Origin of the sequence: Ideonella sp. A 288 (assembly GCF_002198735.1) — a bacterium.
Classification (GTDB): Bacteria; Pseudomonadota; Gammaproteobacteria; order Burkholderiales; family Burkholderiaceae_C; genus Pseudaquabacterium.
On record NZ_MWLO01000128.1, the window covers coordinates 139,052 to 161,677 of the forward strand.

Annotated in this window: 29 protein-coding genes, 1 tRNA gene and 1 pseudogene; 26 read left to right on the top strand and 5 right to left on the bottom strand. The window is 70.0% G+C overall.

Annotation, left to right across the window (positions count from 1 at the left end):
• Nucleotides 1-189: 189 nt before the first annotated feature.
• The 12 genes from ccmA (at nt 190) to EOINJALH_RS17020 (ending at nt 8,283) form a co-directional block, all read left to right on the top strand.
• Nucleotides 190-837, top strand: a complete 648-nt coding sequence (ccmA, locus tag EOINJALH_RS16965) for a cytochrome c biogenesis heme-transporting ATPase CcmA (RefSeq protein WP_088282143.1) — start codon at nt 190-192, stop codon at nt 835-837.
• Nucleotides 834-1,499: a heme exporter protein CcmB gene (ccmB, locus tag EOINJALH_RS16970; protein WP_088282145.1), complete on the top strand. Its 666-nt coding sequence runs from the start codon at nt 834-836 to the stop codon at nt 1,497-1,499. The genes ccmA and ccmB overlap by 4 nt, the downstream gene beginning before the upstream one ends.
• A 5-nt stretch (nt 1,500-1,504) precedes the next feature.
• Nucleotides 1,505-2,272, top strand: a complete 768-nt coding sequence (ccmC, locus tag EOINJALH_RS16975) for a heme ABC transporter permease CcmC (RefSeq protein ID WP_088282147.1) — start codon at nt 1,505-1,507, stop codon at nt 2,270-2,272.
• Nucleotides 2,269-2,433 (top strand): heme exporter protein CcmD, encoded by a 165-nt coding sequence (gene ccmD / locus EOINJALH_RS16980; RefSeq protein ID WP_088282149.1) that lies wholly within the window; start codon nt 2,269-2,271, stop codon nt 2,431-2,433. The genes ccmC and ccmD overlap by 4 nt, the downstream gene beginning before the upstream one ends.
• Nucleotides 2,430-2,903, top strand: a complete 474-nt coding sequence (ccmE, locus tag EOINJALH_RS16985) for a cytochrome c maturation protein CcmE (RefSeq protein WP_088282151.1) — start codon at nt 2,430-2,432, stop codon at nt 2,901-2,903. The genes ccmD and ccmE overlap by 4 nt, the downstream gene beginning before the upstream one ends.
• Entirely contained in the window at nt 2,900-4,882 is a 1,983-nt protein-coding gene (locus EOINJALH_RS16990; RefSeq protein WP_088282153.1) for a heme lyase CcmF/NrfE family subunit, read from the top strand. The genes ccmE and EOINJALH_RS16990 overlap by 4 nt, the downstream gene beginning before the upstream one ends.
• On the top strand, nt 4,879-5,406 hold the full coding sequence (locus EOINJALH_RS16995) for a DsbE family thiol:disulfide interchange protein (RefSeq protein WP_088282155.1): 528 nt from the start codon (nt 4,879-4,881) through the stop codon (nt 5,404-5,406). The genes EOINJALH_RS16990 and EOINJALH_RS16995 overlap by 4 nt, the downstream gene beginning before the upstream one ends.
• A complete protein-coding gene (locus tag EOINJALH_RS17000; protein ID WP_088282252.1) occupies nt 5,399-5,923 on the top strand; it encodes a cytochrome c-type biogenesis protein in 525 nt (174 codons plus the stop codon). The genes EOINJALH_RS16995 and EOINJALH_RS17000 overlap by 8 nt, the downstream gene beginning before the upstream one ends.
• Nucleotides 5,859-7,139 (top strand): tetratricopeptide repeat protein, encoded by a 1,281-nt coding sequence (locus EOINJALH_RS17005; protein ID WP_088282157.1) that lies wholly within the window; start codon nt 5,859-5,861, stop codon nt 7,137-7,139. The genes EOINJALH_RS17000 and EOINJALH_RS17005 overlap by 65 nt, the downstream gene beginning before the upstream one ends.
• Before the next feature lie 75 nt (nt 7,140-7,214).
• A complete protein-coding gene (gene rraA / locus EOINJALH_RS17010) occupies nt 7,215-7,712 on the top strand; it encodes a ribonuclease E activity regulator RraA (protein WP_088282159.1) in 498 nt (165 codons plus the stop codon).
• Nucleotides 7,709-8,194 (top strand): hypothetical protein, encoded by a 486-nt coding sequence (locus tag EOINJALH_RS17015; protein WP_088282161.1) that lies wholly within the window; start codon nt 7,709-7,711, stop codon nt 8,192-8,194. Before rraA ends, EOINJALH_RS17015 begins: the two co-directional genes overlap by 4 nt.
• Nucleotides 8,195-8,206: 12 nt before the next feature.
• Nucleotides 8,207-8,283, top strand: a tRNA-Pro gene (locus EOINJALH_RS17020).
• A 62-nt stretch (nt 8,284-8,345) separates the two neighbouring features.
• Here EOINJALH_RS17020 and EOINJALH_RS32800 read toward each other — a convergent pair.
• Complete coding sequence (locus tag EOINJALH_RS32800; RefSeq protein WP_234413895.1) at nt 8,346-9,023, bottom strand: PEP-CTERM sorting domain-containing protein; 678 nt, start codon at nt 9,021-9,023, stop codon at nt 8,346-8,348.
• 289 nt (nt 9,024-9,312) lie between these two features.
• Between EOINJALH_RS32800 and EOINJALH_RS17030 the strand changes: the two genes are divergently transcribed.
• Both EOINJALH_RS17030 and EOINJALH_RS17035 read left to right on the top strand, forming a co-directional pair.
• Nucleotides 9,313-9,654 (top strand): helix-turn-helix transcriptional regulator, encoded by a 342-nt coding sequence (locus EOINJALH_RS17030; RefSeq protein WP_199873398.1) that lies wholly within the window; start codon nt 9,313-9,315, stop codon nt 9,652-9,654.
• Between the two features lie 16 nt (nt 9,655-9,670).
• A complete protein-coding gene (locus EOINJALH_RS17035; protein ID WP_088282167.1) occupies nt 9,671-10,603 on the top strand; it encodes an arsenite methyltransferase in 933 nt (310 codons plus the stop codon).
• A gap of 48 nt (nt 10,604-10,651) precedes the next feature.
• Here the strand turns inward: EOINJALH_RS17035 and EOINJALH_RS17040 are convergent, their stop codons facing one another.
• On the bottom strand, nt 10,652-12,175 hold the full coding sequence (locus tag EOINJALH_RS17040; protein ID WP_088282169.1) for a YdiU family protein: 1,524 nt from the start codon (nt 12,173-12,175) through the stop codon (nt 10,652-10,654).
• A 125-nt stretch (nt 12,176-12,300) separates the two neighbouring features.
• Nucleotides 12,301-13,176, bottom strand: coding sequence for a glutathione-dependent disulfide-bond oxidoreductase (gene yghU, locus EOINJALH_RS17045; protein ID WP_088282171.1), 876 nt, complete (start codon nt 13,174-13,176; stop codon nt 12,301-12,303).
• A 167-nt stretch (nt 13,177-13,343) separates the two neighbouring features.
• Between yghU and EOINJALH_RS17050 the strand changes: the two genes are divergently transcribed.
• The 11 genes and pseudogenes from EOINJALH_RS17050 (at nt 13,344) to EOINJALH_RS17085 (ending at nt 19,813) form a co-directional block, all read left to right on the top strand.
• Nucleotides 13,344-13,976: a glutathione S-transferase family protein gene (locus EOINJALH_RS17050; protein ID WP_088282173.1), complete on the top strand. Its 633-nt coding sequence runs from the start codon at nt 13,344-13,346 to the stop codon at nt 13,974-13,976.
• A gap of 296 nt (nt 13,977-14,272) precedes the next feature.
• Complete coding sequence (locus EOINJALH_RS17055) at nt 14,273-14,851, top strand: cohesin domain-containing protein (protein ID WP_088282175.1); 579 nt, start codon at nt 14,273-14,275, stop codon at nt 14,849-14,851.
• A 134-nt stretch (nt 14,852-14,985) separates the two neighbouring features.
• Nucleotides 14,986-15,195: pseudogene (locus tag EOINJALH_RS32805) on the top strand (transposase); the annotation flags it as partial.
• Between the two features lie 7 nt (nt 15,196-15,202).
• On the top strand, nt 15,203-15,409 hold the full coding sequence (locus EOINJALH_RS32190; protein ID WP_199873405.1) for a hypothetical protein: 207 nt from the start codon (nt 15,203-15,205) through the stop codon (nt 15,407-15,409).
• 48 nt (nt 15,410-15,457) lie between these two features.
• Nucleotides 15,458-15,769 carry a hypothetical protein gene (locus EOINJALH_RS32195; RefSeq protein ID WP_199873406.1) on the top strand — a complete coding sequence of 104 codons (312 nt, stop codon included), beginning with the start codon at nt 15,458-15,460 and terminating at the stop codon, nt 15,767-15,769.
• 201 nt (nt 15,770-15,970) lie between these two features.
• Nucleotides 15,971-16,204: a hypothetical protein gene (locus EOINJALH_RS17065; RefSeq protein ID WP_088282177.1), complete on the top strand. Its 234-nt coding sequence runs from the start codon at nt 15,971-15,973 to the stop codon at nt 16,202-16,204.
• A 141-nt stretch (nt 16,205-16,345) separates the two neighbouring features.
• Entirely contained in the window at nt 16,346-17,356 is a 1,011-nt protein-coding gene (locus tag EOINJALH_RS17070) for an AraC family transcriptional regulator (RefSeq protein ID WP_088282179.1), read from the top strand.
• Between the two features lie 102 nt (nt 17,357-17,458).
• Nucleotides 17,459-17,614, top strand: coding sequence for a hypothetical protein (locus EOINJALH_RS31875; protein ID WP_158219798.1), 156 nt, complete (start codon nt 17,459-17,461; stop codon nt 17,612-17,614).
• Nucleotides 17,611-18,594, top strand: coding sequence for a tripartite tricarboxylate transporter substrate binding protein (locus tag EOINJALH_RS17075; protein WP_088282181.1), 984 nt, complete (start codon nt 17,611-17,613; stop codon nt 18,592-18,594). Before EOINJALH_RS31875 ends, EOINJALH_RS17075 begins: the two co-directional genes overlap by 4 nt.
• 5 nt (nt 18,595-18,599) lie before the next feature.
• Nucleotides 18,600-19,415 (top strand): SDR family oxidoreductase, encoded by an 816-nt coding sequence (locus tag EOINJALH_RS17080; protein ID WP_088282254.1) that lies wholly within the window; start codon nt 18,600-18,602, stop codon nt 19,413-19,415.
• Nucleotides 19,412-19,813: a PaaI family thioesterase gene (locus EOINJALH_RS17085; protein ID WP_088282183.1), complete on the top strand. Its 402-nt coding sequence runs from the start codon at nt 19,412-19,414 to the stop codon at nt 19,811-19,813. Before EOINJALH_RS17080 ends, EOINJALH_RS17085 begins: the two co-directional genes overlap by 4 nt.
• A 119-nt stretch (nt 19,814-19,932) precedes the next feature.
• Here the strand turns inward: EOINJALH_RS17085 and EOINJALH_RS32810 are convergent, their stop codons facing one another.
• Both EOINJALH_RS32810 and EOINJALH_RS17095 read right to left on the bottom strand, forming a co-directional pair.
• On the bottom strand, nt 19,933-20,580 hold the full coding sequence (locus tag EOINJALH_RS32810) for a PEPxxWA-CTERM sorting domain-containing protein (protein WP_088282185.1): 648 nt from the start codon (nt 20,578-20,580) through the stop codon (nt 19,933-19,935).
• A gap of 152 nt (nt 20,581-20,732) precedes the next feature.
• Nucleotides 20,733-21,617 carry an NAD(P)-dependent oxidoreductase gene (locus tag EOINJALH_RS17095; protein WP_088282187.1) on the bottom strand — a complete coding sequence of 295 codons (885 nt, stop codon included), beginning with the start codon at nt 21,615-21,617 and terminating at the stop codon, nt 20,733-20,735.
• Between the two features lie 150 nt (nt 21,618-21,767).
• Between EOINJALH_RS17095 and EOINJALH_RS17100 the strand changes: the two genes are divergently transcribed.
• A complete protein-coding gene (locus tag EOINJALH_RS17100) occupies nt 21,768-22,577 on the top strand; it encodes a FadR/GntR family transcriptional regulator (RefSeq protein WP_088282189.1) in 810 nt (269 codons plus the stop codon).
• Nucleotides 22,578-22,626: the final 49 nt, after the last annotated feature.

The window sequence follows — 22,626 nt, forward strand, 5'->3', positions numbered from 1 at the left end:
CCAGCGGGTCGGGGCCTCTGGGTAGGAGGCCCTCCCGACGGGCTGCGGCCAAGGCACCACTTGAGCATTGTCAAGAAGCGCGGTCCCCGCGTCCGATAGCATCCGCCCGGTCGTTCAAGGCGATGGTCCCCGAGTGTCTTGGGTGGCCGGTCGCCGCGGACGCACCTCTCACCCTTTCGACCTGACACGATGACGCAATCGACCGGCCCGCTGGCCGCCCAGGCCCTGGCCTGCCGGCGCGGGCGCCGCAAACTGTTCGCCGGCCTCGACCTCCAGCTCGAGCCCGGCAGTGTCACGTGGTTGCGCGGCACCAATGGCAGCGGCAAGACCAGCCTGATGCGCATCCTGGCCGGGCTGTCGCAGCCGTTCGAGGGCGAGGTCACCTGGGCCGGCACGCCGCTGCGCAAGGCCGGCATGGCCGCCCGGTCGTCGGTGCTGTACATCGGGCACGCCAACGCACTGAAGGACGACCTGACCCTGGCCGAGTCGGTGGCCTTCCTCGGTGGCCTGTCCGGCATCGATGGCGGCCAGGCGCGGGCGCGCGCGGCGCTCGATCGCCTGGGGCTGGCTTCGCGCGCAGATGCCGCGGTGCGCACCCTGTCGCAGGGTCAGCGGCGCCGCGGTGCGCTGGCCCGCCTGGCCTTGGACGACGCGCCGCGCACCTGGATCCTCGACGAGCCCTTCGACGCGCTCGACCAGGCCAGCGTGCGCATCCTCAGCCGCCTCATCGAGGCCAACGCCGCGCGCCAGGGGGCGGTGCTGCTGACCAGCCACCAGACGATCGAGATCGCCGGCGCGCGCGAATTCGACCTCGAGCCTTGGCGGGCCGGACCATGAGCATCCTCATCGCGGTGGCCGGTCGAGACCTGTTGCTGGCGCGCCGCCGGCGCATCGAGGCCTTGCTGCCGCTCGGTTTCTTCATCTGTGCCGCGGGCCTGTTTCCCATCGGGGTGGGCCCAGAGCCGCAGATGCTGCGCCAGATGGCGCCCGGCGTCGTCTGGGTGTGCGCGCTGCTGGCGGCCATGTTGTCGGTGACGCAGATGTTCTCCAGCGACCACCAGGACGGCTCGCTCGAGCAGATGCTGCTGTCGTCCAAGCCGTTGGTCGAGGTGGTGCTGGGCAAGGTGCTGGCACACTGGCTGTCGTCTTGCATGCCGCTGGTCGTGGCCGCGCCGCTCATCGGCGTCCTGTTCGGCATGCACGCGGCGTCGATCGGCATCCTGGCGCTCACGCTGCTGCTGGGCACGCCCATCCTCAGCCTGTTGGGGGCGGTGGGTGCAGCGCTCACCCTGGGCCTGCGCAGCGGCGCGGCGCTGGTGTTCCTGCTCGTGCTGCCGCTGACCATCCCGGCGCTGATCTTCGGCACCGGGGCGGTCGGTGCGGTCGATTCCGGCCTGTCGCCGCAGGCCCACTTTTCCCTGCTCGGCGCGTTGCTGATCGTCACCCTGCTCGGCGCCCCCCTGGCCACGGCCGCGGCCCTGCGCATCTCGCTGGATTGAACTAAATGAACCTTGCCAAGTCTCCCACCCGATGGAGCACATTCGCCGCGCCCTCCCGGTACTTCGACCTGTCGGGCCGACTCATCCCCTGGTTCTGGGCCGTGGCGCTTGTGCTCGCCGTGGCGGGCCTGTACATCGGCTTCTTCGTGGCGCCCACCGATCACCAGCAGGGCGAGTCGTACCGCATCATCTTCATCCACGTGCCCGCTGCGTGGATGTCGATGCTGATCTACCTGGTGATGGCCTTCTGGGCGGCCTGGGGATGGATGCTCAACGCCCGCATGGCGTCGATGTACGCGCGTGCGCTGGCCCCCACCGGCGCGATGTTCACCTTTGTCGCCCTCTGGACCGGCGCCCTGTGGGGCAAGCCGACCTGGGGCACCTGGTGGGTCTGGGACGCACGGCTCACCTCCGAGTTCATCCTGTTGCTGCTGTACATCGGCTACATCGCGCTCACGGAGGCCATCGACGACGCGCGCCGCGCCGCGCATGCCGGCGCTCTGCTGGCCCTGGTGGGCGCCGTCAACATCCCGATCATCTATTTCTCGGTGCGCTGGTGGAACACGCTGCACCAGGGGGCCACGATCAAGTTGACCGCCGCACCGGCCATGGTCGATACCATGCTGACAGCCATGTTGCTGATGACATTCAGCTTCTGGGCCTACAGTTTTGCAGTCGTGTTCACCCGAGCGCGGGCCATCGTGCTCGAGCAGGAGTCGGACACGGAATGGGTGAGGGCCCTTGTGAACAACCGCCGAGAGACCACATCATGACCTGGAACTCACTGAACGACTTTCTCCACATGGGCGGCTACGGCCTGTACGTGTGGGGTTCCTACGGCGTCACCCTGTTGGTGATGGTGGCCGAGCCGCTGTTGGCCGGCAATCGACTGCGCACGGCCCACCGGGCCGCTGCCGAGGAGCATGCAGCATGAAGCCCCGCCACAAACGTGCCGCCATCGTCGTAGGGGTGCTCGCCGCTGTCGGCGTCGTCGTGGGCCTCGTGCTCAATGCCTTCAACAGCAACCTGGTCTTCTTCTACACGCCCACCCAGATCGCGTCCAACGAGGCTCCGCAGGGCCGCACCTTCCGCATCGGCGGACTGGTGAAGGAGGGCAGCGTGCTGCGTGACGGCGTGACCGTGCGTTTCACCGTCACCGACACCGCGCAGCACGTGCCGGTTCGCTTCGAAGGCGTGCTGCCCGACCTGTTCAAGGAAGGCAAAGGCGTGGTCGCCCAGGGCCAGTTGGGCAGCGACGGCATCTTCGCCGCCAAGGAAGTGCTGGCCAAGCACGACGAGAACTACATGCCGCCAGAGGCCGCCGAGGCGCTGAAGAAGGCCGGCGCCATGAAGGGCCAGACCACCGTCGTGCAGTCCGGCATGGGCGGCGAGGCACGCAAGTGATCCCGGAACTCGGCCACTTCCTGCTCATCCTCGCGCTCGGCGTGGCCCTCGCACAGGGGGCTCTGCCCTTGGCCGGCGCCCATCGGGGCCGCGCCGACTGGATGGCCATGGCGCGCCCGCTGGCCTGGGCTCAGTTCGCCCTGGTGACGGCGTCGTTCGTGTGCCTGACGGTGTCGTTCGTGCAGTACGACTTCTCGGTGCTGTACGTTGCGTCCAACTCCAATTCGGCCACGCCGCTGGCCTACCGAATGGCCGGGGTGTGGGGCGGCCACGAGGGCTCGCTGCTCCTGTGGCTGTTCATGCTCAACGTGTGGACGGTGGCGGTGGCGGGCTTCAGCCAGCGGCTGCCAAAGGAGTTCCTCGCGCGCATCATCGGGGTGCTGGGGCTGGTGTCGGTGGGCTTCCTGCTCTTCACGCTGATCACCTCGAACCCGTTCGAACGCCTGATCCCCGCCGCGGCCGACGGGCGCGACCTGAACCCGCTGCTGCAAGACCCGGGCATGGTGGTGCACCCACCGATGCTCTACATGGGCTACGTCGGGTTCTCGGTGGCCTATGCGTTTGCGATCGCCGCGCTGCTGGGCGGCCAACTCGACAACGCCTGGGCCCGCTGGACGCGGCCCTGGACAACCGCAGCCTGGATCTTCCTCACCTTCGGCATCGGCCTGGGCAGTTGGTGGGCCTACAACGAGCTGGGTTGGGGCGGCTGGTGGTTCTGGGATCCGGTCGAGAACGCTTCCTTCATGCCCTGGCTGGTGGGCACGGCACTGATCCACTCGCTGGCCGTGACCGAGAAGCGCGGCAGCTTCAAGGTCTGGACGGTGCTGCTGGCGATCATGGCGTTCTCGCTGTCGCTGCTGGGCACCTTCCTCGTCCGCTCGGGCGTGCTGTCGTCGGTGCACGCCTTTGCCACCGACCCGCGGCGCGGCCTGTTCATCCTGGCCTTCCTGGTCATCGCCATCGGCGCCTCGCTGGTGCTGTACGCCTGGCGAGCCCCCAAGGTCGGCCTCGGCCAGCGCTTTGGCCTGGTGTCGAAGGAATCGATGCTGATGGTCAACAACATGCTGCTGGCCGTGGCCACCGGCGCGGTGCTGCTGGGCACGCTGTACCCGCTGTTCCTCGACGCCATGGGCCTGGGCAAGATCTCGGTCGGTCCGCCGTACTTCGACACCGTGTTCGGCATGCTGATGGCGCCACTGTTGCTGATGATGGGCATCGGCCCGCTGGTGCGCTGGAAGAACGACGACGCCACCAGCCTCGCGCGGCGCCTGCGCTGGGCGGCGCCCCTGTCGCTGGCTGCGGCGCTGGCCGTGGGATGGGCGAATGGCCGCATCTCGCCGGTGGCCACCGGCGGCCTGGCATTGGCGTTCTGGATCGTCGCCAGCCTGGTGGTCGATCTGCGCGAGCGCCTGCGTCCCACCGGCCATGCCACCAGCCTGCTCGGCCGCGCCCGCCTGTTGCCGTTGGCGATGATCGGCATGATGGTCGCGCACTTCGGCGTGGCCGCCTTCGCGTTCGGCGTGGCGATGGTCAAGACCTACGAGATCGAACGCGACGTGAAGATGGGGCCGGACACCCGCACCGAGCTCAACGGCTACACCTTCCGCATGCTCTCGATGCGCGAGGTCGAGGGCCCCAACTACGCCGCGGTGCGCGGGCAGATCGAAGTCAGCCATGGCGGCAAGGTCATCGCGATGCTGCAGCCCGAAAAGCGCATCTACCGCGTGCAGAACAACCCGATGACCGAGGCCGCCGTGGACAGCAACATGCTGCGCGACCTGTATGTGTCGATGGGTGAGCAACTGCCGTCAGGCGAGTGGGTCGTTCGGGTGCAGCACAAGCCGTTCATCAACTGGATCTGGGCCGGTTGCCTGATCATGATGCTGGGCGGTGTCCTGGCTGCCAGCGACAAGCGCTACCGCGTGCGCCAGACGCGCACGGTCGACTACGCCGGCATGGCCGACGGGGGCCGGGCGTGAACAAGAAGCTGCTGTGGCCGCTGGGCATCTTCCTGGTGCTGGTGGCCTTCCTGGGGGTTGGTCTGAACCTCAATCCTCGAGAAGTGCCGTCGCCGCTGGTGGGCAAGCCGGCGCCCGGGTTCAGCACGGCGTCGTTGGTGGCCCCCGAGCGCGTGCTGCGCAAGGAGGACATGCTGGGCAAGGTGTGGCTGCTCAACGTCTGGGCCTCATGGTGCGGCGCCTGCCGAGAAGAGCATCCGGTGCTGGTGGCCTACGCCCGGTCGGGGGGCGTGCCCATCTACGGGCTGAACTACAAGGACCAGCGCAAGGACGCCCTGGGCTGGCTGAAGGACTTCGGCAACCCTTATGTCGATTCGCTGTTCGACCTGGACGGCCGCATCGGCATCGACTACGGCGTCTACGGCGTGCCCGAGACCTTCGTCATCGATCGTGCCGGGGTCATCCGCTACAAGCACATCGGCCCGGTCACGCCGCAGGTGCTGCGCGACAAGATCGAACCGCTGCTGAGGCAACTCAATGGCTAGGCGACTCGATCTGTGGGCGGCATTGCTGGCCGCCGGCTTGGCCCTGGCTTCTGCCTTTGCCAGTCCTCTGGCACACGCTGCCGATGCGCCGGCCACTGCTGCTGCAACCCCTCGCGAGGCCGCTGCCGTCGCGGCCAACCCGGCGCTCGAGGCCCAGGTGATGGCGCTTTCCGCCGAGTTGCGCTGCCTCGTCTGCCAGAACCAGACCATTGCCGATTCGCATGCCGAGTTGGCGGTCGATCTTCGCCGCCAGATCCGCGAGATGCTCACCAAAGGGCAGGGCGAACGCGAGATCCTCGACTACATGACCCAGCGCTACGGCGACTTCGTGCTGTACCGCCCCCCCTTCAAGCCCACGACCGTCCTCCTCTGGCTCGGCCCGGCGTTGCTCCTGGTCGTCGCGCTCGGCTCGCTGGTCGTCGTCCTGCGGCGCCGCGACCGCCTGGCCGACGATGCCTTCGAACCCGACACTGACTCCGACGAACGAGAGACCGCCCCCGATGTCAAGAACCGATGACCTGAAGCGCCAGATCGCGCAGATCGACGAACTGATCCAGGGCGGAATGCTGACCGGCGACGCCGCCAAGCAGGCGCGCGCGCGCCTCGAAGAAGAACTGCTGGGTGCGGTGCTGCAATCGGCCTCGCCGTCACCGCCCACACCGACGCCCGCGCCGGCACCCGAGCCATCATTTTCCGGTGAACGTCCGTCGGCCAAGACCTGGTTGGGAATCGCCGGCTTCGTGGTGGCCGTTGGCGTGGCCGGCTACGCCTGGCTGGGCAATCGTGAAGGCCTCGCGGTGGCGCCCGGCGCCACCGCACCGGCGGCCGCGGCCAGCGGGGCCGCCCATGCGATGGGCGTCACCCAGATCGAGGGCCTGATCGAGAAACTGGCCGAGCGCCTGAAGAATGCCCCCGAGGACGCCGAAGGATGGTCGATGCTGGGCCGCTCCTATTCCGTGCTGGGCCGCCATGCCGAAGCAGTGCCGGCCTACAAGCGCGTGATCGAGTTGCGTCCGACCGATGGGCAGGCCCACGCCGATCTCGCCGATGCGCTGGCATCGGCCACCGGCAAGAGCCTGGATGGCGAGCCCGAGCAACTCATTGCGAAGGCGTTGACGCTCGAACCGGACAACCCCAAGGCGCTCTCGCTGTCGGGCACCATCGCCTTCAACCGCGGCGATGCTGCAGGCGCCGCCAGGCAGTGGGAACGCGCCCTGAAGAACCTCGAGCCCGGCTCCGACATGGCGCGCCAGATGCAGGGGGCGCTGGACGAGGCCCGCCTGCGTGCCGGCCTGCCGGCGCAGTCGCCCGCGGCAGCGGTGGCCGCGACCGGCCAGGACGCCGCGGCGCCCGCATCCACCCAGGGTGCTGCTCCGGCAGCCGCCTCTGGCGCCACGGTGCAGGGCCGCGTGACGCTGGCGGCGTCCTTGGCCGGCAAGGCGTCGCCGGACGACACGGTGTTCGTGTTCGCCCGCCCCGTGGCCGGCGCGCGCGCGCCGTTGGCCATCCTGCGCAAGCAGGTCAAGGACCTGCCGATCGAGTTCACTCTCGACGACAGCCTGGCCATGAGTCCGTCCATGCGCATCTCCACCGTCACCGAAGTGGTGGTCGGGGCACGCATCAGCAAGAGCGGCAATGCAATGCCCCAACCCGGCGACCTGCAGGGCCTCACCCCCATCGTCAAGGTGGGTGCCAAGGGTGTGGCCGTCGAGATCGCCGAGACCATCAAGTAGGGTCCCCGTGCCCGGCTGGACAGCGGGCGCGGCGGCACAATCATCGTCGCCCATCGACACCACCCATAACCCGACATGACCCAGCAGCCCGCCACGTGCGACCTTTGCGACGCGCACAAGAACGACAGCGACGGAGCCTTCCGAGTGCTGCCGCCGGTGTTCCGCGACTTCGGCAAGCGCAGCGCGTTCTGCGGCGAGGTGGCCACCGTAAAGTGCCATGAGGACAACACGCTTGTGAAGGCGGCGGTCGATTCACCCGGCCTGGGTCGCGTGCTGGTGGTCGACGGCGGCGGATCGCTGCGGCGCGCGCTGGTGGGCGGCAACCTCGGCGCCGCTGCCGCGCGCAACGGCTGGGCCGGCGTGGTGGTGGACGGCTGCGTGCGCGACGTGGCCGAACTGGCGCAATGCGAGCTCGGCATCCGAGCGCTGGCCGCCATGCCATTACCCACCGAAAAGCGGAACCAGGGCCAGGCCGATGTGCCGGTGCAGGTGCAGGGCGTCTGGGTGCGCCCTGGCGACTGGTTGGTGGCCGATGCCGACGGCATCGTCGTGATGTCGGACCGGCCGGCATGATCCCTGCCACTGCCGAGGCCATCGAGCGCGTCAGTGCACGGTGCCGGCGGCTGGTGGGCAAGCGCGCGATGTTCGCCGCGGGCGTCTCGATGGTGCCGGTGCCCGGGGTCGACTGGCTCACCGACATCGGCGTGCTGATGAAGGTGCTGCCCGAGATCAACGCGGCGTTCGGCTTGTCGCCTGAGCAGGTCGAGCAGTTGGCGCCGGAGCGCCGCGTGGTCGTCTACAAGGTCTTGTCGACGGCCGGCGGACTGGTGGCCGGCAAGTTGGTCACGCGCGCACTCGTGTTGCAGTTGCTCAACCTGGTGGGCGTGCGCCTCACCACCCAGCAGGCGGCCAAGTACGTGCCCCTGGCGGGTCAGGCGGTGTCGGCCGCCTTGACCTACTCGGCCCTGCGTTACGTGTGCCACCAGCACATCGACCAATGTGCCGCGGTGGCCCGCCAGCTTCAATTGCCAGCGCCGACCCCAGTGGGCGGCTAGAATGCAGGGCTTCGGGGTGTAGCGCAGTCTGGTAGCGCATCTGCTTTGGGAGCAGAGGGTCGCATGTTCGAATCATGTCACCCCGACCATACAAAGCAACGACAGCCTCCGCGTCGCCAGCACCACGGGACGCGACGCCGGCCCCTCCTTCTCAGGCGCCGTTGCGGCGCTGGCGTCGGCTCAGCCCCAAGGCCGCCAGCGCGGCCGCCACCAGCGCGATGCCCGCGGGTTCGGGCACCTGTCCACCGTTTCCGCCGCCCTGAGTTCGCGTGGCGATCAGGAAGTCCTGCGCGGTGGGGCTGTACAGGCGGTTGACGATGTAATTGTTGGCGGCATTGGCCGTGTTGGCCGTGGCCAGCCAGGCATCGGCCAGTGCCAACTGGGCCGCCGTGCCCCCGTGTTGCACCGCAAAGTTGCCGGCGAGCACGGTGGACGGGGCCGCGTCGTGCGTGATCTCCCACACGGCCAGCTGGAACGCCACGCTCTCGTTGTGGTTGTCGATCGGGCCAGCCACCGTGAACAGCTTGCCCAGCATGGCCGCCTGCACGAACGACAGCCCGTGGTTGTCGCCGTTGGCGACGACCTGGTAGTTGTTGTACGTGACGTTCCAGTTGAAGCTCTGGAACAGGTCGGTGCAGAAGGTGACGAAGCTGTTGGACGCGCCGCCGTTGTACTCGCCCATCAACGCGCCCACGCCGACGTAGCCCGTCATCGTGGTGTCGATGGACTCGTAGCCGTACTGGAAGTTGTGCAGGGTCACCGGCGCGGCGATCGCGGGTGCTGCGGACAACAGGCCGGCGCAGGCCAGGCCGAGGGTGAGACGTTTCATCATGGGTCCGATCTTTCGAGGGGGCGGGGCATGAACGCCCCGCATCAGTGATCGGACTGTGCGTCGGCAAGTTGAGTCCCGGCACCCCGCGAATGGACTGCCGCGACGACACAGGGTGGCAAACCGTGAACACCTGCCGGGGCATCCCTGCGAACCGGGGCGCGCGAACAAGGGGGTCGGCGGCTCCTTGGATGGCCTCGGCAACGTCGCATCGCGCCTCGGTGCGGCCGCTTGCCTTCCCGGGATATTTCTGTGATGATAGAAATACAGAGTCTTCACCGAGTCCTTCGTGCCCACGCCTCCCACCGAAGTCGTTGCCCAGTTCGCCCGCATGCTGTCGGCGATGGGTACCGAGCCCCGATTACGAATCGTGCGATTGCTGCTCACTGCGCATCCGCACGGGCTGGTGGTCGGCGACATCGCCCGCGAGACGGGCATCTCGGGGTCCACGCTGTCTCACCACCTGGACAAGTTGCGCACAGAGGGTGTGGTCACCGTGCGCCGCGAAGGCACGTTCCTCTGGTATGCCGCCCACACCGAGGCCTTGCAGGGCCTGCTGGGCTTTCTGTATGCGGAGTGCTGCACCCGCAACAAGGCCATCGAGCCGCAGACCATCGTCTGCTGCGATTGACCCTCAGGAGATCATCATGAATGCACCCGTCGACATCCGGCAAGTCGTGAAGGACACGTACGGTGAGGCCGCTGCCCGTGTCGGTACGGCCGATGTCGGCAGTTGTTGTGGCTCCAGCAGTTGCTGCGCCGCACCGGCATCGCCCGAGAGTTGGGATCCCATCACCTCCAACCTGTACGACGCCGCCCAGATGGGTGACGTGCCGGACACAGCGTTGCTGGCCTCGCTGGGCTGCGGCAACCCCACGGCCCTGGCCGAGTTGAAGGCCGGCGAGACCGTCCTCGACCTTGGCTCAGGCGGCGGCATCGACGTGCTCTTGTCGGCCCGGCGCGTGGGCCCGACCGGCCGGGCCTTCGGCCTGGACATGACCGAGCAGATGCTCGCGCTGGCCAAGGAGAACAAGCGCAAGAGCGGTCTGCGCAACGTGCACTTCCTCGAAGGCGAGATCGAGGACATCCCACTGCCGGACAACTCCGTGGACGTGGTGATCTCCAACTGCGTGATCAACCTGTCGGCCGACAAGGACCGCGTGCTTCAGGAGGCCTTCCGCGTGCTCAAGCCCGGTGGCCGCTTCGCGGTGTCGGACGTGATCGTGCGCGGCGAGGTGCCTGCGGCGATTCGGCGGAGCATGGAACTGTGGGTGGGCTGCGTGGCCGGAGCCCTGTCCGAGCAGGACTACCTGGCCAAGCTCGCCGCGGCTGGCTTCGAGCAGGTGGGCATCGAAGTGACGCGGGTCTATTCCGCCGACGATGCCAAGGCGTTCCTGGCCTCGCAGGCCCAGGCGCCAGCCGTCGACGCCCTGGCGCAGCAGGTGGACGGCAAGTTCGCCAGCGGATTCATCCGCGGCGTCAAGCCGATGTCTGCCGCCTGTCGGCCAGCCCCGGCCCGTGCGTCCGATCAGGCAGAGGCCCCCGTCTCGCTGCCCACCGGGGGCCGCTGCTGCGGTTGAGGGCCTGGCGCGGCATGGCGGCTGTCCCCGTGACCGCACCGAGTGCGCTCAGGTGCCGCAATAGGTCTGGTAGCAGGCCGTGACGGCCGCTGGCGCCGGCTCGGCGTAGCGGGCCAGGTCCGGCGCTTCGTCGTGCGGCTGGCGCAATGCGGCCAGCAAGCGGTCGAAGGGACCGAGGTCGCCGTCATCCGAGGCGGCGGCCAGCGCCTCCTCGACCCGGTGGTTGCGCGGGATGATCCAGGGGTTCGCGAGCCGCATGCGCTCGGCGCGCCCGATGTCGTCCGGGCCGTCGGCGGGCGCGTCCAGCGCGCAGCGGTCGCGCCAGCGTGCCAGCCAGGCGTCCAGCGCGTCGGGGGCGGCGAATAGCGCTCTCAATCCGGCCGCGTCGCCGGCGGCGGCATTGGCGAGCCGGCGCCAGGCCAGCGTGAAGTCGACCGACTGGGCGTGCAGCATCGCCAGAAAGTCGTCGGCCAGGGCCATGTCGGCCGCAATGCTGGCGGTGTCGCTGGCAGCCACCGCGGCGCTCAGGCCGAGCTTCGCGCGTCGGCCTTGCAGCAAGGCCTCGGCATACAGGGCCGGGAAGGCGTCGATCACCTCCGTCACCTGGGCCACCGCGCGTTGCACCGAGGCCTCATCCTCGGCGTCGGCCATCAGCGGCAGCAGTGTCTCGGCCAGGCGAGCCAGGTTCCACCGGGCGATGCGCGGCTGGTTGCCGTAGGCATAGCGGCCGCCGTGGTCGATGCTGCTGAAGACCGCCTCGGGGTCGAAGGCTTCCATGAAGGCGCAGGGCCCGTAGTCGATGGTCTCGCCGGAGATGGCCATGTTGTCGGTGTTCATCACGCCATGGATGAAGCCCACGTTCATCCACGCGGCGATGAGTGCAGCCTGCCGCGTGGCCACCGCCTTCAGCAAGGCAAGGTGACGCTCCGGCGTGCCGGCCAGGTGGGGGTCGTGGCGTGCGATCGCGTAGTCGGCCAGCTGGCGCAGCTTGTCGAGCTCGCCCCGGGCCGCGAAGTACTGGAAGGTGCCCACGCGCAGGTGGCTCGCGGCCACGCGCGTGAGCACCGCGCCGGGCAGGGCCCGATCGCGGCGGACCGGCTCGCCGGTGGCGGCCACGGCCAGGGCCCGCGTCGTGGGGATGCCCAGGGCGTGCATGGCCTCGCCGATCAGCACCTCGCGCAGCATCGGGCCGACCGCGGCCCGGCCATCGCCGCCGCGCGAGAACGGTGTGCGCCCCGAGCCCTTGAAGGCGATGTCGCGGCGTCGCCCGGCCCGATCAATCACCTCGCCCAGCAGCAGCGCACGGCCATCGCCCAGCTGCGGCGAGAAGCCCCCGAACTGGTGGCCGGCATAGGCCTGGGCGATCGGCTCGGCGCCGTCGGGCAGCGCGTTGCCGGCGAACAGCGCCGCGCCTTCCGGGCCACCCAGCGCCGGGGCATCCAGCCTCAACTCGGTGGCGAGCGCCTCGTTGAAGTAGAGCAGTTGCGGCGCCGGCGCGGGTGTGGGCTTCCAGGCGACGTACAAGCCTGGCAGGTCGCGGGCATAGGTGTTGTCGAAGCCGAAGGGCAGCATGCGGGCAGGATCGGGTGGGATGGCCTGCAGTGTGCCGGGAATCGCCCGCCCGCGCCGGCCACGCCCGCTCGGCCCCACGGCCGGACGGGTGCGGCGGTGGGCGCGGGCCGATCAGCGTCGGCGGGTCAGCTCGACGGGGCGAGCTTGTCCTGGGTGCGCGTGTCGAAGTCGCCGGCGTCGTGGCGCTCGGCCAACTGGCTCGATGGCTGGCCCCAGGTGCGGTTGACCATGCGGCCGCGCTGCACGGCGGGGCGGCTGGCGATCTGGTCGGCCCAGCGCAGCACGTGGGTGTACTCGTGCACCTGCAGGAACTCGCCGGCCTCGTAGAGCTGGCCCTTGGCCAGGGCGCCGTACCAGGGCCAGACGGCCATGTCGGCGATGGTGTAGTCCGGCCCGGCCAGGTAGGCACTCTCGGCCAGGCGCCGGTCGAGCACGTCGAGCTGGCGCTTGGTTTCCATGGCGAACCGATCGATCGCGTACTCGATCTTCGTCGGCGCGTAGGCATAGAAGTGGCCGAAGCCGCCGCCCAGGTAGGGGGCACTGCCCATCTGCCAGAACAGCCACGACAGGCACTCGGCGCGTTCGGGCAGGCCCGTGGGCAGGAAGGCGCCGAACTTCTCGGCCAGGTGCATGAGGATCGCGCCGGATTCGAACACCCGCACCGGCGCGGCTCCGCTGCGGTCCAGAAGGGCCGGGATCTTGGAGTTCGGGTTCACCGCGACGAAGCCGCTGCCGAACTGGTCGCCTTCGTTGATGCGGATGAGCCAGGCGTCGTACTCGGCGCCGGCGTGGCCCAGCGCCAGCAGTTCTTCCAGCATCACCGTCACCTTGACGCCGTTCGGCGTGGCCAGCGAGTACAGCTGCAGCGGGTGGCGGCCGACCGGCAGGTCCTTGTCGTGCGTCGGTCCGGAGATCGGTCGGTTGATGTTGGCGAAGCGGCCGCCGTTGGCCTTGTTCCAGGTCCAGACGGTGGGCGGCGTGTAGGCGGTCGAATCGGTCATCCAGCGGGCTCCAGGCATCGGTCGGGGGTGCGGCGGCGGGTCTGCAGGCGTCGCGCAGGTGCCAGTGTGCCGGCAATTGGCAGTGCACCATTGCACTGCGGCCATGTCGCGACCGGCCCGCACGCCTGCAGGGCGTTCCACCTGCCATCCACTCGAAAGCCCGGCCCATGATCACCCTCTACGACTGCGCCACGGCGCCCAGCCCACGCCGCGCCCGCATCCTGCTGGCCGAGAAGGGCGTCGTGCACGACACGGTGCCGGTCGACCTGGCACGTGGCGAACAGCTCGGCCAGGCCTATCGAGCGATCAATCCGCAATGCACCGTGCCGGCCCTGCGCACGGACGAGGGCGTCCTGCTCGCCGACAACGCCTCGATCGCGGCCTACCTGGAAGCGCGGTACCCGCAGCCGCCCCTGTTGGGCAGCACGCCGCTCGAGAAGGCCGAGATCGCCAGTTGGCACTGGCGCGCAGAGTTCGAAGGCCTGCTGCCCATTGCCGAAGCGCTGCGCAACAGCTCGCCGGCGATGGTCAACCGCGCGCTGCCCGGGCCGGTGGACTACCCGCAGATCGCCGAACTGGCACAGCGTGGCCTGGCGCGGGTGCAGCAGTTCCTGGTCGTGCTGAACGATCGCCTGGCCGGGCGCGAATTCATCGCCGCCGACGCCTTCAGCATCGCCGACATCGTGGCCGTCGTGGCCGTGGACTTCGCCCGCGTGGTGCGGGTCAAGCCTGGCGAACAGCACCCGCACCTGCTGCGTTGGCGGGCCGCCATGGCCCTGCGGCCATCGATGTCGCTGTAGCGCCAGGCTGCGGTTGCGAACCGTGCTGTCGTGTCGGGTCGAGACTGGCGGTCGCGGGACACCCCTTGATCCCGTGCCCTGGCCGCCACGGTGGAATCGCATCGTGGCTTGTGCCGCTTTTCGTGCTTCTTCCATGCCTGCGCCGCCATCGCAACCCACCGATTCCGGTGGGTGACCGCAGCGAGGGTCGGGTGCTAGCATCGATCGGTGGGGGTGCACGGTGCGCCGAACTTGTGGCGCACGCTGCTTTGGGCATGAGACGGATGCCCACACGTCCCGATGAGGAGAATGACTCGATGATCCGTGGTTCGCGGCACTTTCTGTCCGCCGCCGCACTGTGCCTCGGCATGGCGGGCAGTGCAGCCCACGCGCACTCCTTGTCCATCGATCCCGTCGCCCAGATGGTCGGCCTCGGCAGCGAGGCCACCGTCGAGGTGCGCGTCAGCGACGTGTTGCCCGACCGCCTTGGTGCCTACGATTTCGAGCTCAGCTTCGACGGCAACATCCTGGCGTTCGACCGGGCCATCGACGGCTTCGGGCTGGGACTGGCGTTCGGGCTGGGCACCACGCCGGGCGCCGCCAGTGTCCATGTGTCGGATTTTTCGTTCGAGGCCATCGACGACCTGATCGTCTTGCAGGGCGGTGATTTCGTCCTGTTCTCCCTGGTCTTCGACACGCTGGCCCTGGGCACCAGTGCCCTGAGCTTCGATCAGGTGGTGCTGCGCAGTGGCGCCGGTGCACCGGTGGCTCCTGATGCCCTGAACGCGGGCAGCATCACGGTGGAAGCGCGCGTGCTGCCCGAGCCGGCCACCTTGGGTCTGGTCTTCGGCGCCCTGGTCGTCAGCCTGTTGCCCGGTCTGCGCCGTCGCCACTGAGCGTGGCGGGTGCCCCTCGTGGGCCCGCGCAGGCGCATGGTGGGTCGCGCCGAGCCAAGACGCCACAGGGGTGGACTGGGTACCTACCGTCGCTCAATGCTGAGCACACCGCGGTTCTTCGGGCGATCACGCAGGGGTATACGGAGGCTCATCGTCGCAGTGATGGCGCCAGCGGCATGACCACCGACCTGACCGACGCCGAGTGGGCGCTGGTGGCCGACCTGATCGAACACGACGCGCAGCGCGGCACGACGCCCCGCTGCGAGCGTCGCCACCTGGTCAACACCTGCTGCCACGCGCTTCGCACGGGCTGTGCCTGGAGGCTGCTGTCCAAGACTCACCCATCCCGGCATGAAGTCGCTGCACCTCGAGGGCTACGACGGCCGCGATGGCGCCCGGTTCGTCGCCTTGGCGTCGCTCGAAGCGTTGGGCCTGGCGCGTGGCTCGCTGGCAAGCCTGGGCCCGTTGCGGCAGTGCGCGGCAATGAGGTCCTTGACGTTGACGCACCTCCGTTCATTGACGGACGTCTCCGAATTGCGCCACCTGCCTGGCCTGTAGACACTGACGCTCAGGGAGGCGCTGCCGGGCGTCGTCGACCTCGCACCCGTGTTCGGCTGCACCGGCCTGCAGTCGCTGGGCATCGTCGGGACGAAGGCCGAGGTCGAGGACACCGCCTGGCTGCGCGAGGTCGGGCGCCTGCGGCTGTTGCGACTGCAATCCGGCGTGCGGTCTCTGGTCTGCGATGACTTGTTCTCGCCGAGTCAGTTGGAGAAGTGGGCGGTGGTCAGTGCGCAGCCCCTGGCCACGACCGAGGCCGAGATTCGGGACATCGCCGCCGCCGCCGGCCACAGGGTCCGGGAATTCGTGCGGTTCGGGACGCGCAGGCGCCCGGCATGGTTGCTCGACTTGGCGCACTGAGCCACACGCACCGGTGCGGCGCGCGAGCCCCACGATGGCCCGTGTGCCACCCGGGGGGCTCAGGCGAGATGGCACCGAGTCCGCCACCAATCGCGCGTGCGCTGGTGTGCGGCCTGCGGCGCCGGTGACGGGTGACCGGAATCCGCGTCGCCCGGCGAGATCCTGCTGAACTTCGCTGACCTTGCCTCGGCCGCGGCCGCCGTGCGCGCCGGGGCCGGCCTGGCCGCCCTGGCCGGCTCCATCGTGTCGCGGGGGATGGACCGCTACTACTCGGGTGGCCCCTGGCGCATGCTGCGCCGGCTGGCCGCCAGCGAGGTAGCCGGCCCGGTGCTGGTGGGCCTGAACCCTGCCAACCGCTGCCTGCATTGCTTCGGTAGCGACGTGTCGATGGTGGCGTTGATCGACACGCTGGCGCCGCTGCTCATCGTCCGCTGACCAGCGCGGCCGCCCTGGCGCCAGCCGCCGCGGCGGCGATGCGTGGCCAGCGGCCCGGCGCGCTCCGCGAGGCAGCGGGCCGGCCAGGCCAGGCTGCCGAGCCGTGCGAGCAACGCCCTATCATCGTCCAGCCTGGACGCCATGACGACCACCCACCACACCGTTGCCGTGCAGCAGGTGCACCAGATCCTGCTCGGCGCGCGCCACCAGGGGATCGAGATCGATCCGCTGCTGCTGCGCGCGGGCATCACGCCGTCGCTGCTCGATTCGCCGCTGGCGCGCCTGTCGCACGGCCAGTATGCGGCGCTGATCCGCGGCCTGCGCCGCAGCCTGCGCGACGAGATGTGGGGCCTGCTGCAGCGCCCCGTGCCGCCGGGCAGCTTCGGCCGCTGCATGCGCCAGCTGGTGCACTGCGCCACGCTGCGCGATGCCCTGCGGGAGGGCTTCTCGTTCTACCACCTGCTGCTGCACGACTTCGTGCCGCGCCTGACGGTGTGCGAGGGCGTGGCCCGGGTGCAGTTCGTGCTGCGCCGCGCGCCCGACGTGCGGCTGGACTACGCCGTCAAGGCCTTCATGCTGCTGAGCTTCGGTGCGGCGTCGTGGCTGGTGGCACGGCGCATCCCGCTGGTGGGCGTGGACTACATCGAAGGGCACGCCAGCACTGACACGTCGCGGGTGTACCAGGTGCCGGTGCGCACCGGGCAGCCGCATGTGGGCCTGTCGTTCGACGCGCAGTGGCTCGACCTGCCGGTGGTGCGGTCTCCGCAGTGCCTGCGCGAGTTCTTCGCTGGCGCGCCGGCCAACCTGATCGTGAAGTACCGCGACTCCCGCCGCCTGACCGACCGCATCCGGCAGTTGCTGCGCAAGAGCGTGGGCGACGAGATGCCGTCGGTCGAGGCGGTGAGCGCCCGGCTTGCCGTCAGCCCGCAGACGCTGCGGCGGCGCCTGCGCGACGAGGGCCGCGGCTTCCAGCAGATCAAGGACGAGACGCGGCGCGATGCGGCCATCGAGCTGCTGCTGCAGACCGCGCTGCCGCTGCCCGAGATTGCCCGCCGGGTCGGCTTCTCCGAGGCCAGCACCTTCCACCGCGCCTTCAAGCAGTGGACCGGCGTGGCGCCGGGCGAGTACCGCCTGTCGCGCGGACCGGGCTGACCGGATTCGCCATCGCGGTTGGCGCATCCCGCCATTGGCCGGCCGGGGCTGGCTGTCCACACTGGGTGGCACCGCAGCAGCTTGATCGAACTCGGAGGTCGCGTGCTCACCGCCATCGGCGAGTTGCTGCGTGACGCCGACGGCAGGGCCTGGTGCCAGGCCACCGTCACCGATGCCGACGGCCGCGTCGTGTCCCGGGCACCAGGCTCGTTCCGTGATCTGCCCTTGCCGAAGCACCCCGAAGGAGACTCCCGATGACATGCCACCCCACCCGCCGCCATGCCCTGGCCGCGCTCGCCGCGATGTCCGCGATGTCCGCGCTGGTCGCCGCGCCCGCCCGGGCCGCCGAGCCGTTTCCTGCGCGGCCGATCACGCTGGTGATGCCGTTCCCGGCCGGGGGCAGCTTCGACCCGGTCTTCCGGGCGCTCAGCGAGGCCGCCTCGCGTGAGCTGGGGCAACCCGTCGTGATGATGCACAAGCCGGGCGCCGGCGGCATCACCGGCCCGGCCAGCGTGGCGATGATGGCCGAGGCCGATGGCTACACCGTGGCGGTGATGCACAACAGCGTGATCCGCGCGCCGCTGACGCAGAAGATCACCTGGGACCCGCTGCGCGACTTCACCTACCTGGGCGGCCTGTTCGGCCTGACCACGGCCATCGCGGTGGCGGCCGATGCCCCCTGGAAGACGCTGGCCGACCTGCTGGCCGACGCCAGGAAGCGCCCCGGCGAGATCAGCTACGGTAACGTCGGCGCGACCAGCGCGAACCGCATCTATGGCGAGCGTCTGGCGCGGGCCAACGGCACGCGATTCAACATGATCCCGTTCAAGGGCGGCGGCGAGGCCTGGACCACGCTGATCGGCCGGCAGCTCGACGTCTACGGCGACCCCGGCTTCGGCCCCCAGGCCAAGGGCGGCAAGGTGCGGCTGCTGGCCAGCTTCACCGACCGGCGGCTGCAGCGCTTCCCCGACGTGCCGACGGTGAAGGAGCTGGGCCACGAGCTCGTCATCGAGTCGCCGGTGGGCCTGGTCGCGCCGAAGAACCTCGACCCGAAGATCGCCGCGCGGCTGGGCGCCGCCTTCGCCAAGGCAGCCACCGACCCGGCCTACCTGGCGCAGCTCGAGCAGTTCGACATGCAGCCGGCGGTGAGCAGCGGCGAGGCCTATGCGGCCTACGCCCGCGCGCAGTTCGAGCGCGAGCAGAAGATGCTGGCCGAGATCGGCTTCAAGCTGGAATGAGCACCATGGACCTGCGCACCGACCAGTTCCGCGGCCGCCACGTCTTCGTCGCCGGCGGCTCCAGCGGCATCAACCTCGGCATCGCGAAGGCCTTTGCCCGCGCGGGGGCCAGGCTCTTCATCATCAGCCGCTCGGCCGACAAGGTGGCCGCCGCGGTGGCGCAGCTGCAGGCCCTGGGCGCCGAGGCGCAGGGCCAGTCGGCCGACGTGCGCCAGCCCGAGGCCTTGTCGGCGGCCTACACGCAGGCGGTGGCGCGCTTCGGACCCATCGACGTGCTGGTGTCCGGCGCGGCCGGCAACTTCCTGGCCAGCGCGCTGGACATGTCGCCCAATGCCTTCAAGACGGTGGTCGACATCGACCTGCTGGGCAGCTTCAACGTCGTGCGGCTGGCCCATGCGCACCTGCGACAGCCGGGGGCCTGCGTGATCCAGATATCGGCCAGCCAGGCCTTCACGCCGACGCCGTTCCAGGCCCATGTGTGCGCCGCCAAGGCCGGCGTGGACATGCTGACGCAGGTGCTGGCACTCGAATGGGGCGGCCAGGGCATCCGCATCAACTCCATCGTGCCAGGCCCGATCGCCGACACCGAGGGCCTGCGCCGCCTGGCGCCCGGCGAGGCCGCACTGGCGGCGATGGCCGAGCGCGTGCCCTTGAAGCGCCTGGGCCGCCTCGAGGACATCGCCCGCATGGCGATGCTGCTGGCCAGCGACTGGGGCAGCTACATCACCGGCGCGGTGATCCCGGTGGACGGCGGCCTGTCGCTCACCGGCCCGCGCGACTTCTCGGCCGCGGCCGGCGCCGCGCAGCGGGGCAGGGGATGACCCATCGCCCGAAGAGCGGCCCCGACCGCCACGTGCCCTTCATCGACCACCTGGGCATCGCGATCGAGCACGCCCAGGGCGGCACCTCGCGCGTGGCCATCGACCTGCGGCCCGAGCTGCTGAACAACCATGCGGGCGGCCATGGCTGCGTGGTCATGACGCTGCTGGACTGCGCGATGGCGCATGCCGCCCTGTCGCGCATCGACTACGCCCGCGAGGTGGTCACGGTGGACCTGCACGTGGCCTTCATGCGGCCGCCCGGTGGCCGGCTGGTGGCCACCGGGCGCGCCACGGGCGGCGGCCGTTCGGTGTGCTTCTGCGAGGCCCGCATCACCGACGAACGCGGCGAGTTGGCCGCGCCGGCGATGGGCACCTTCCGCTACCGCGACCCGGCTTGAACGGGTTCAAGGACGGGCGCCGCTTCGTGGTCGGCTGGCTGACGGTGGTGAGTGCCGCCGTGGTGGCGGCGCGGTGGGTGGCCGGCGGATGAGCGCCGACGTTGCCGATCGGCGCGCCCTCAGGCCCGTCGGCGCAGGGCCCCGCCGATCAACGCCAGTCCACCGAGCATCAGCGCCCATTGGCCGGGTTCGGGCACCGGAGCCGCCACGCCCAGCGTCAGATTGTTGACGGTGGTGAAGGTGTTGGCCAAGCCCGCCGGTGCGGCCAGGGCCTGCAACGTGAACAGCGGGCCGTCGGAGACGAAGCCGATGAAGCTGCCGGCGTGACTGCTCGCCAGCGTGTGGGTCACGCTGCCGTCGACATCGGTGGCCGAGAACGACACCGACACGCCAGGCACCACGACGCCGTTGAAATCGGTGGCGAAGAACAGCCCACCGACGGCCTGCACGCCACCGGTGAAGTCGTAGAAGGTGATCGACTCCTGGGGCGTGTTGGTCGACAGGTAGACGTCCGCGCCGTTGGCGACGAAGAACATGCCGTCGAAATCGGCATCGGCCGAGTAGCCGAACGGGCCGGCGGTGCCCACGTACGGGAAGATGGGTCCGTCGGAGAACTCGGCGTCGAAGGTGTCGGTGGCCGCCGCGGCGATGGCGCTCAGGAAGCTGGCCTGAGACGTGTGCACGGTGATGGTGGCCTGGGCGCCCGTGGCCGAGGCCAACAGGGTGGCCAGAGCGACACGGAACAGGGCGGTGGGGAGCGACGGCATGGGGACGACTTTCAAGCGGCGTTGTGGCGCCGAACGCGGCGAATGCCGCGACGACGCGCCGTTATACCGCAGCCCACCTGAACCGAGCCCCCGCAGATGGGGGCCGGCGAGCGCGGCCTCCATAGCGCGCAGGAGACGCGTGCCCGCGCCCCTCAGGGCCGGGTGCCCTGCGCCAGGATCGAGGCCAGTTCGGGCACGAGCGCCCCGGGCTCGCCATGCTCCAGCGCGCCCTGTAGCGTCGACAGCACGGCCGCCGCGATCGTCCGTTCGGCGCCGGCGTCGGCGGCCATCGCGTGGTAGTAGCCCAGGTCCTTGCACGCATTGGCGATCGAGAAGCGCAGGCCCGACGGGTCGTGCGACAGCAGGTAGGGCTTGATGCGCTCCAGCGCGGTGCCGCCGCCGCCGCCCTTGGACAGCACGTCGACGAACACCTCGGGCGCGACGCCATTGCGCTGTGCCGACGCAGCGGCCTCGGCCAGCAGCGTCACCATGCCCAGCGACACGTAGTTGTGCAGCAGTTTCATGCCGTGGCCGGCACCCACCGGCCCGGCGTGGGTGATGTTCTCGGCGAAGCACTGCAGCAGCGGGCGGCATTCGTCGAGCAGTGCCGCGTCGCCACCCACCAGCAGGTTCAGGCGGCCTTCGGCGGCCTCCTTCGGGGTGCGGGTCATCGGCGTGTCGAGGAAGCGGCTGCCCGCGGCCTGGACCGCCTGGGCCATGCGCAGCGTGGACGACGGGATGGCCGTCGAGCAGTCGATCACCACGCTGCCGGGCCGCAGGCCTTCGAGCACGCCGCCGGGGCCGGTGAGCACGGCCTCGACCTGGGGCGAACCGGTCAGCACCAGGATGACGATGTCGCTTCGTGCGGCCAGTTCGGCGGCGCTGTGCAGGCTCACCGCGCCCGCGGCCTTCAGCGCATCGAGCGGCTGGTTGCCGGGGTGTTCCAGCACCGCGAGGGCGTGGCCATGCTTGACCAGGTTGCTGGCGATGCCGTGGCCCATCAGGCCGATGCCGACCATGCCGACGTTCTTCTTCATGGGGTTCTCCGAGCGAACTGGAATGGAAGGGCAACGCCTGCGCGTGCGGCGGGCACTGCAGGGCGCGGGCCTGCGCTTGGCATCCAAGTTGTATTACACATTCGTCATACCCATTGGTCAAGGACGACCGAGGGATGGTAGGCTTCCCGCATGGCCCTCACCGCCGAGCCGACCCTTGCCGACCGCATCGCCGCCGAGCTTGCGCAGCGCGTGCGCGCCGGGGCCTACCCGGTGGCGTCGCGGCTGCCCACCGAGGTCGCGCTGGCCGCGCACTACGGCGTCAGCCGCACCGTCATCCGCGAGGTCATCGCGCGTCTGAAATCGCAGGGCCTGGTCGACAGCCGGCAGGGCAGCGGCACCGTCGTGCTCGATGCGCGCTCGTCCGACGCCTTCAGGGTGCTGGCGGCCACGCGCGACGACCCGGCGCTGGGCGTGCTGCGCATCCTCGAACTGCGCCGCGGCGTCGAGGCCGAGATGGCCGCCCTGGCCGCGCAGCGGCGCAGCGCGGCCGACGTGAAGGCCATCGCCCGGGCCTTGCAGGCCATCGACGACGCCGTCCAGCGCGGCGGCGATGGCGTCGCCGAAGACCTGGCCTTCCACCTGGCCATCGCCAGCGCCAGCCGCAACCCGCTGTACTCCGACCTGCTGGGCCTGCTGACCCGCGCGCTGCATGACGCCATCCACGTCACGCGCCGCAACGAGGCGCGCCGCGCCGACCTGGCCGCGCAGGTGCGGGCCGAGCATCAGGCCTTGTGCGAGGCCATCCGCGTGCGCGACCCGGTGGCCGCGCGTGTGGCAGCGTATGGCCATCTGCTCAACACCGCCGCGCGCCTGCGCAAGGCCGGCCGCGCCTTCTGGGCCGGCAGCCCGCGCGAGGCCGCCGACCGCGTGGCCGCCACGCGCTTGCGCGGCGTGGCGCGTCCGACGTACGACCAGTACACCAAGAGACGGGCAGGGTAAACACGGTGGAGGCGCCACCGGCCGGGCCCGGCCGGCGTGGAGATACTGG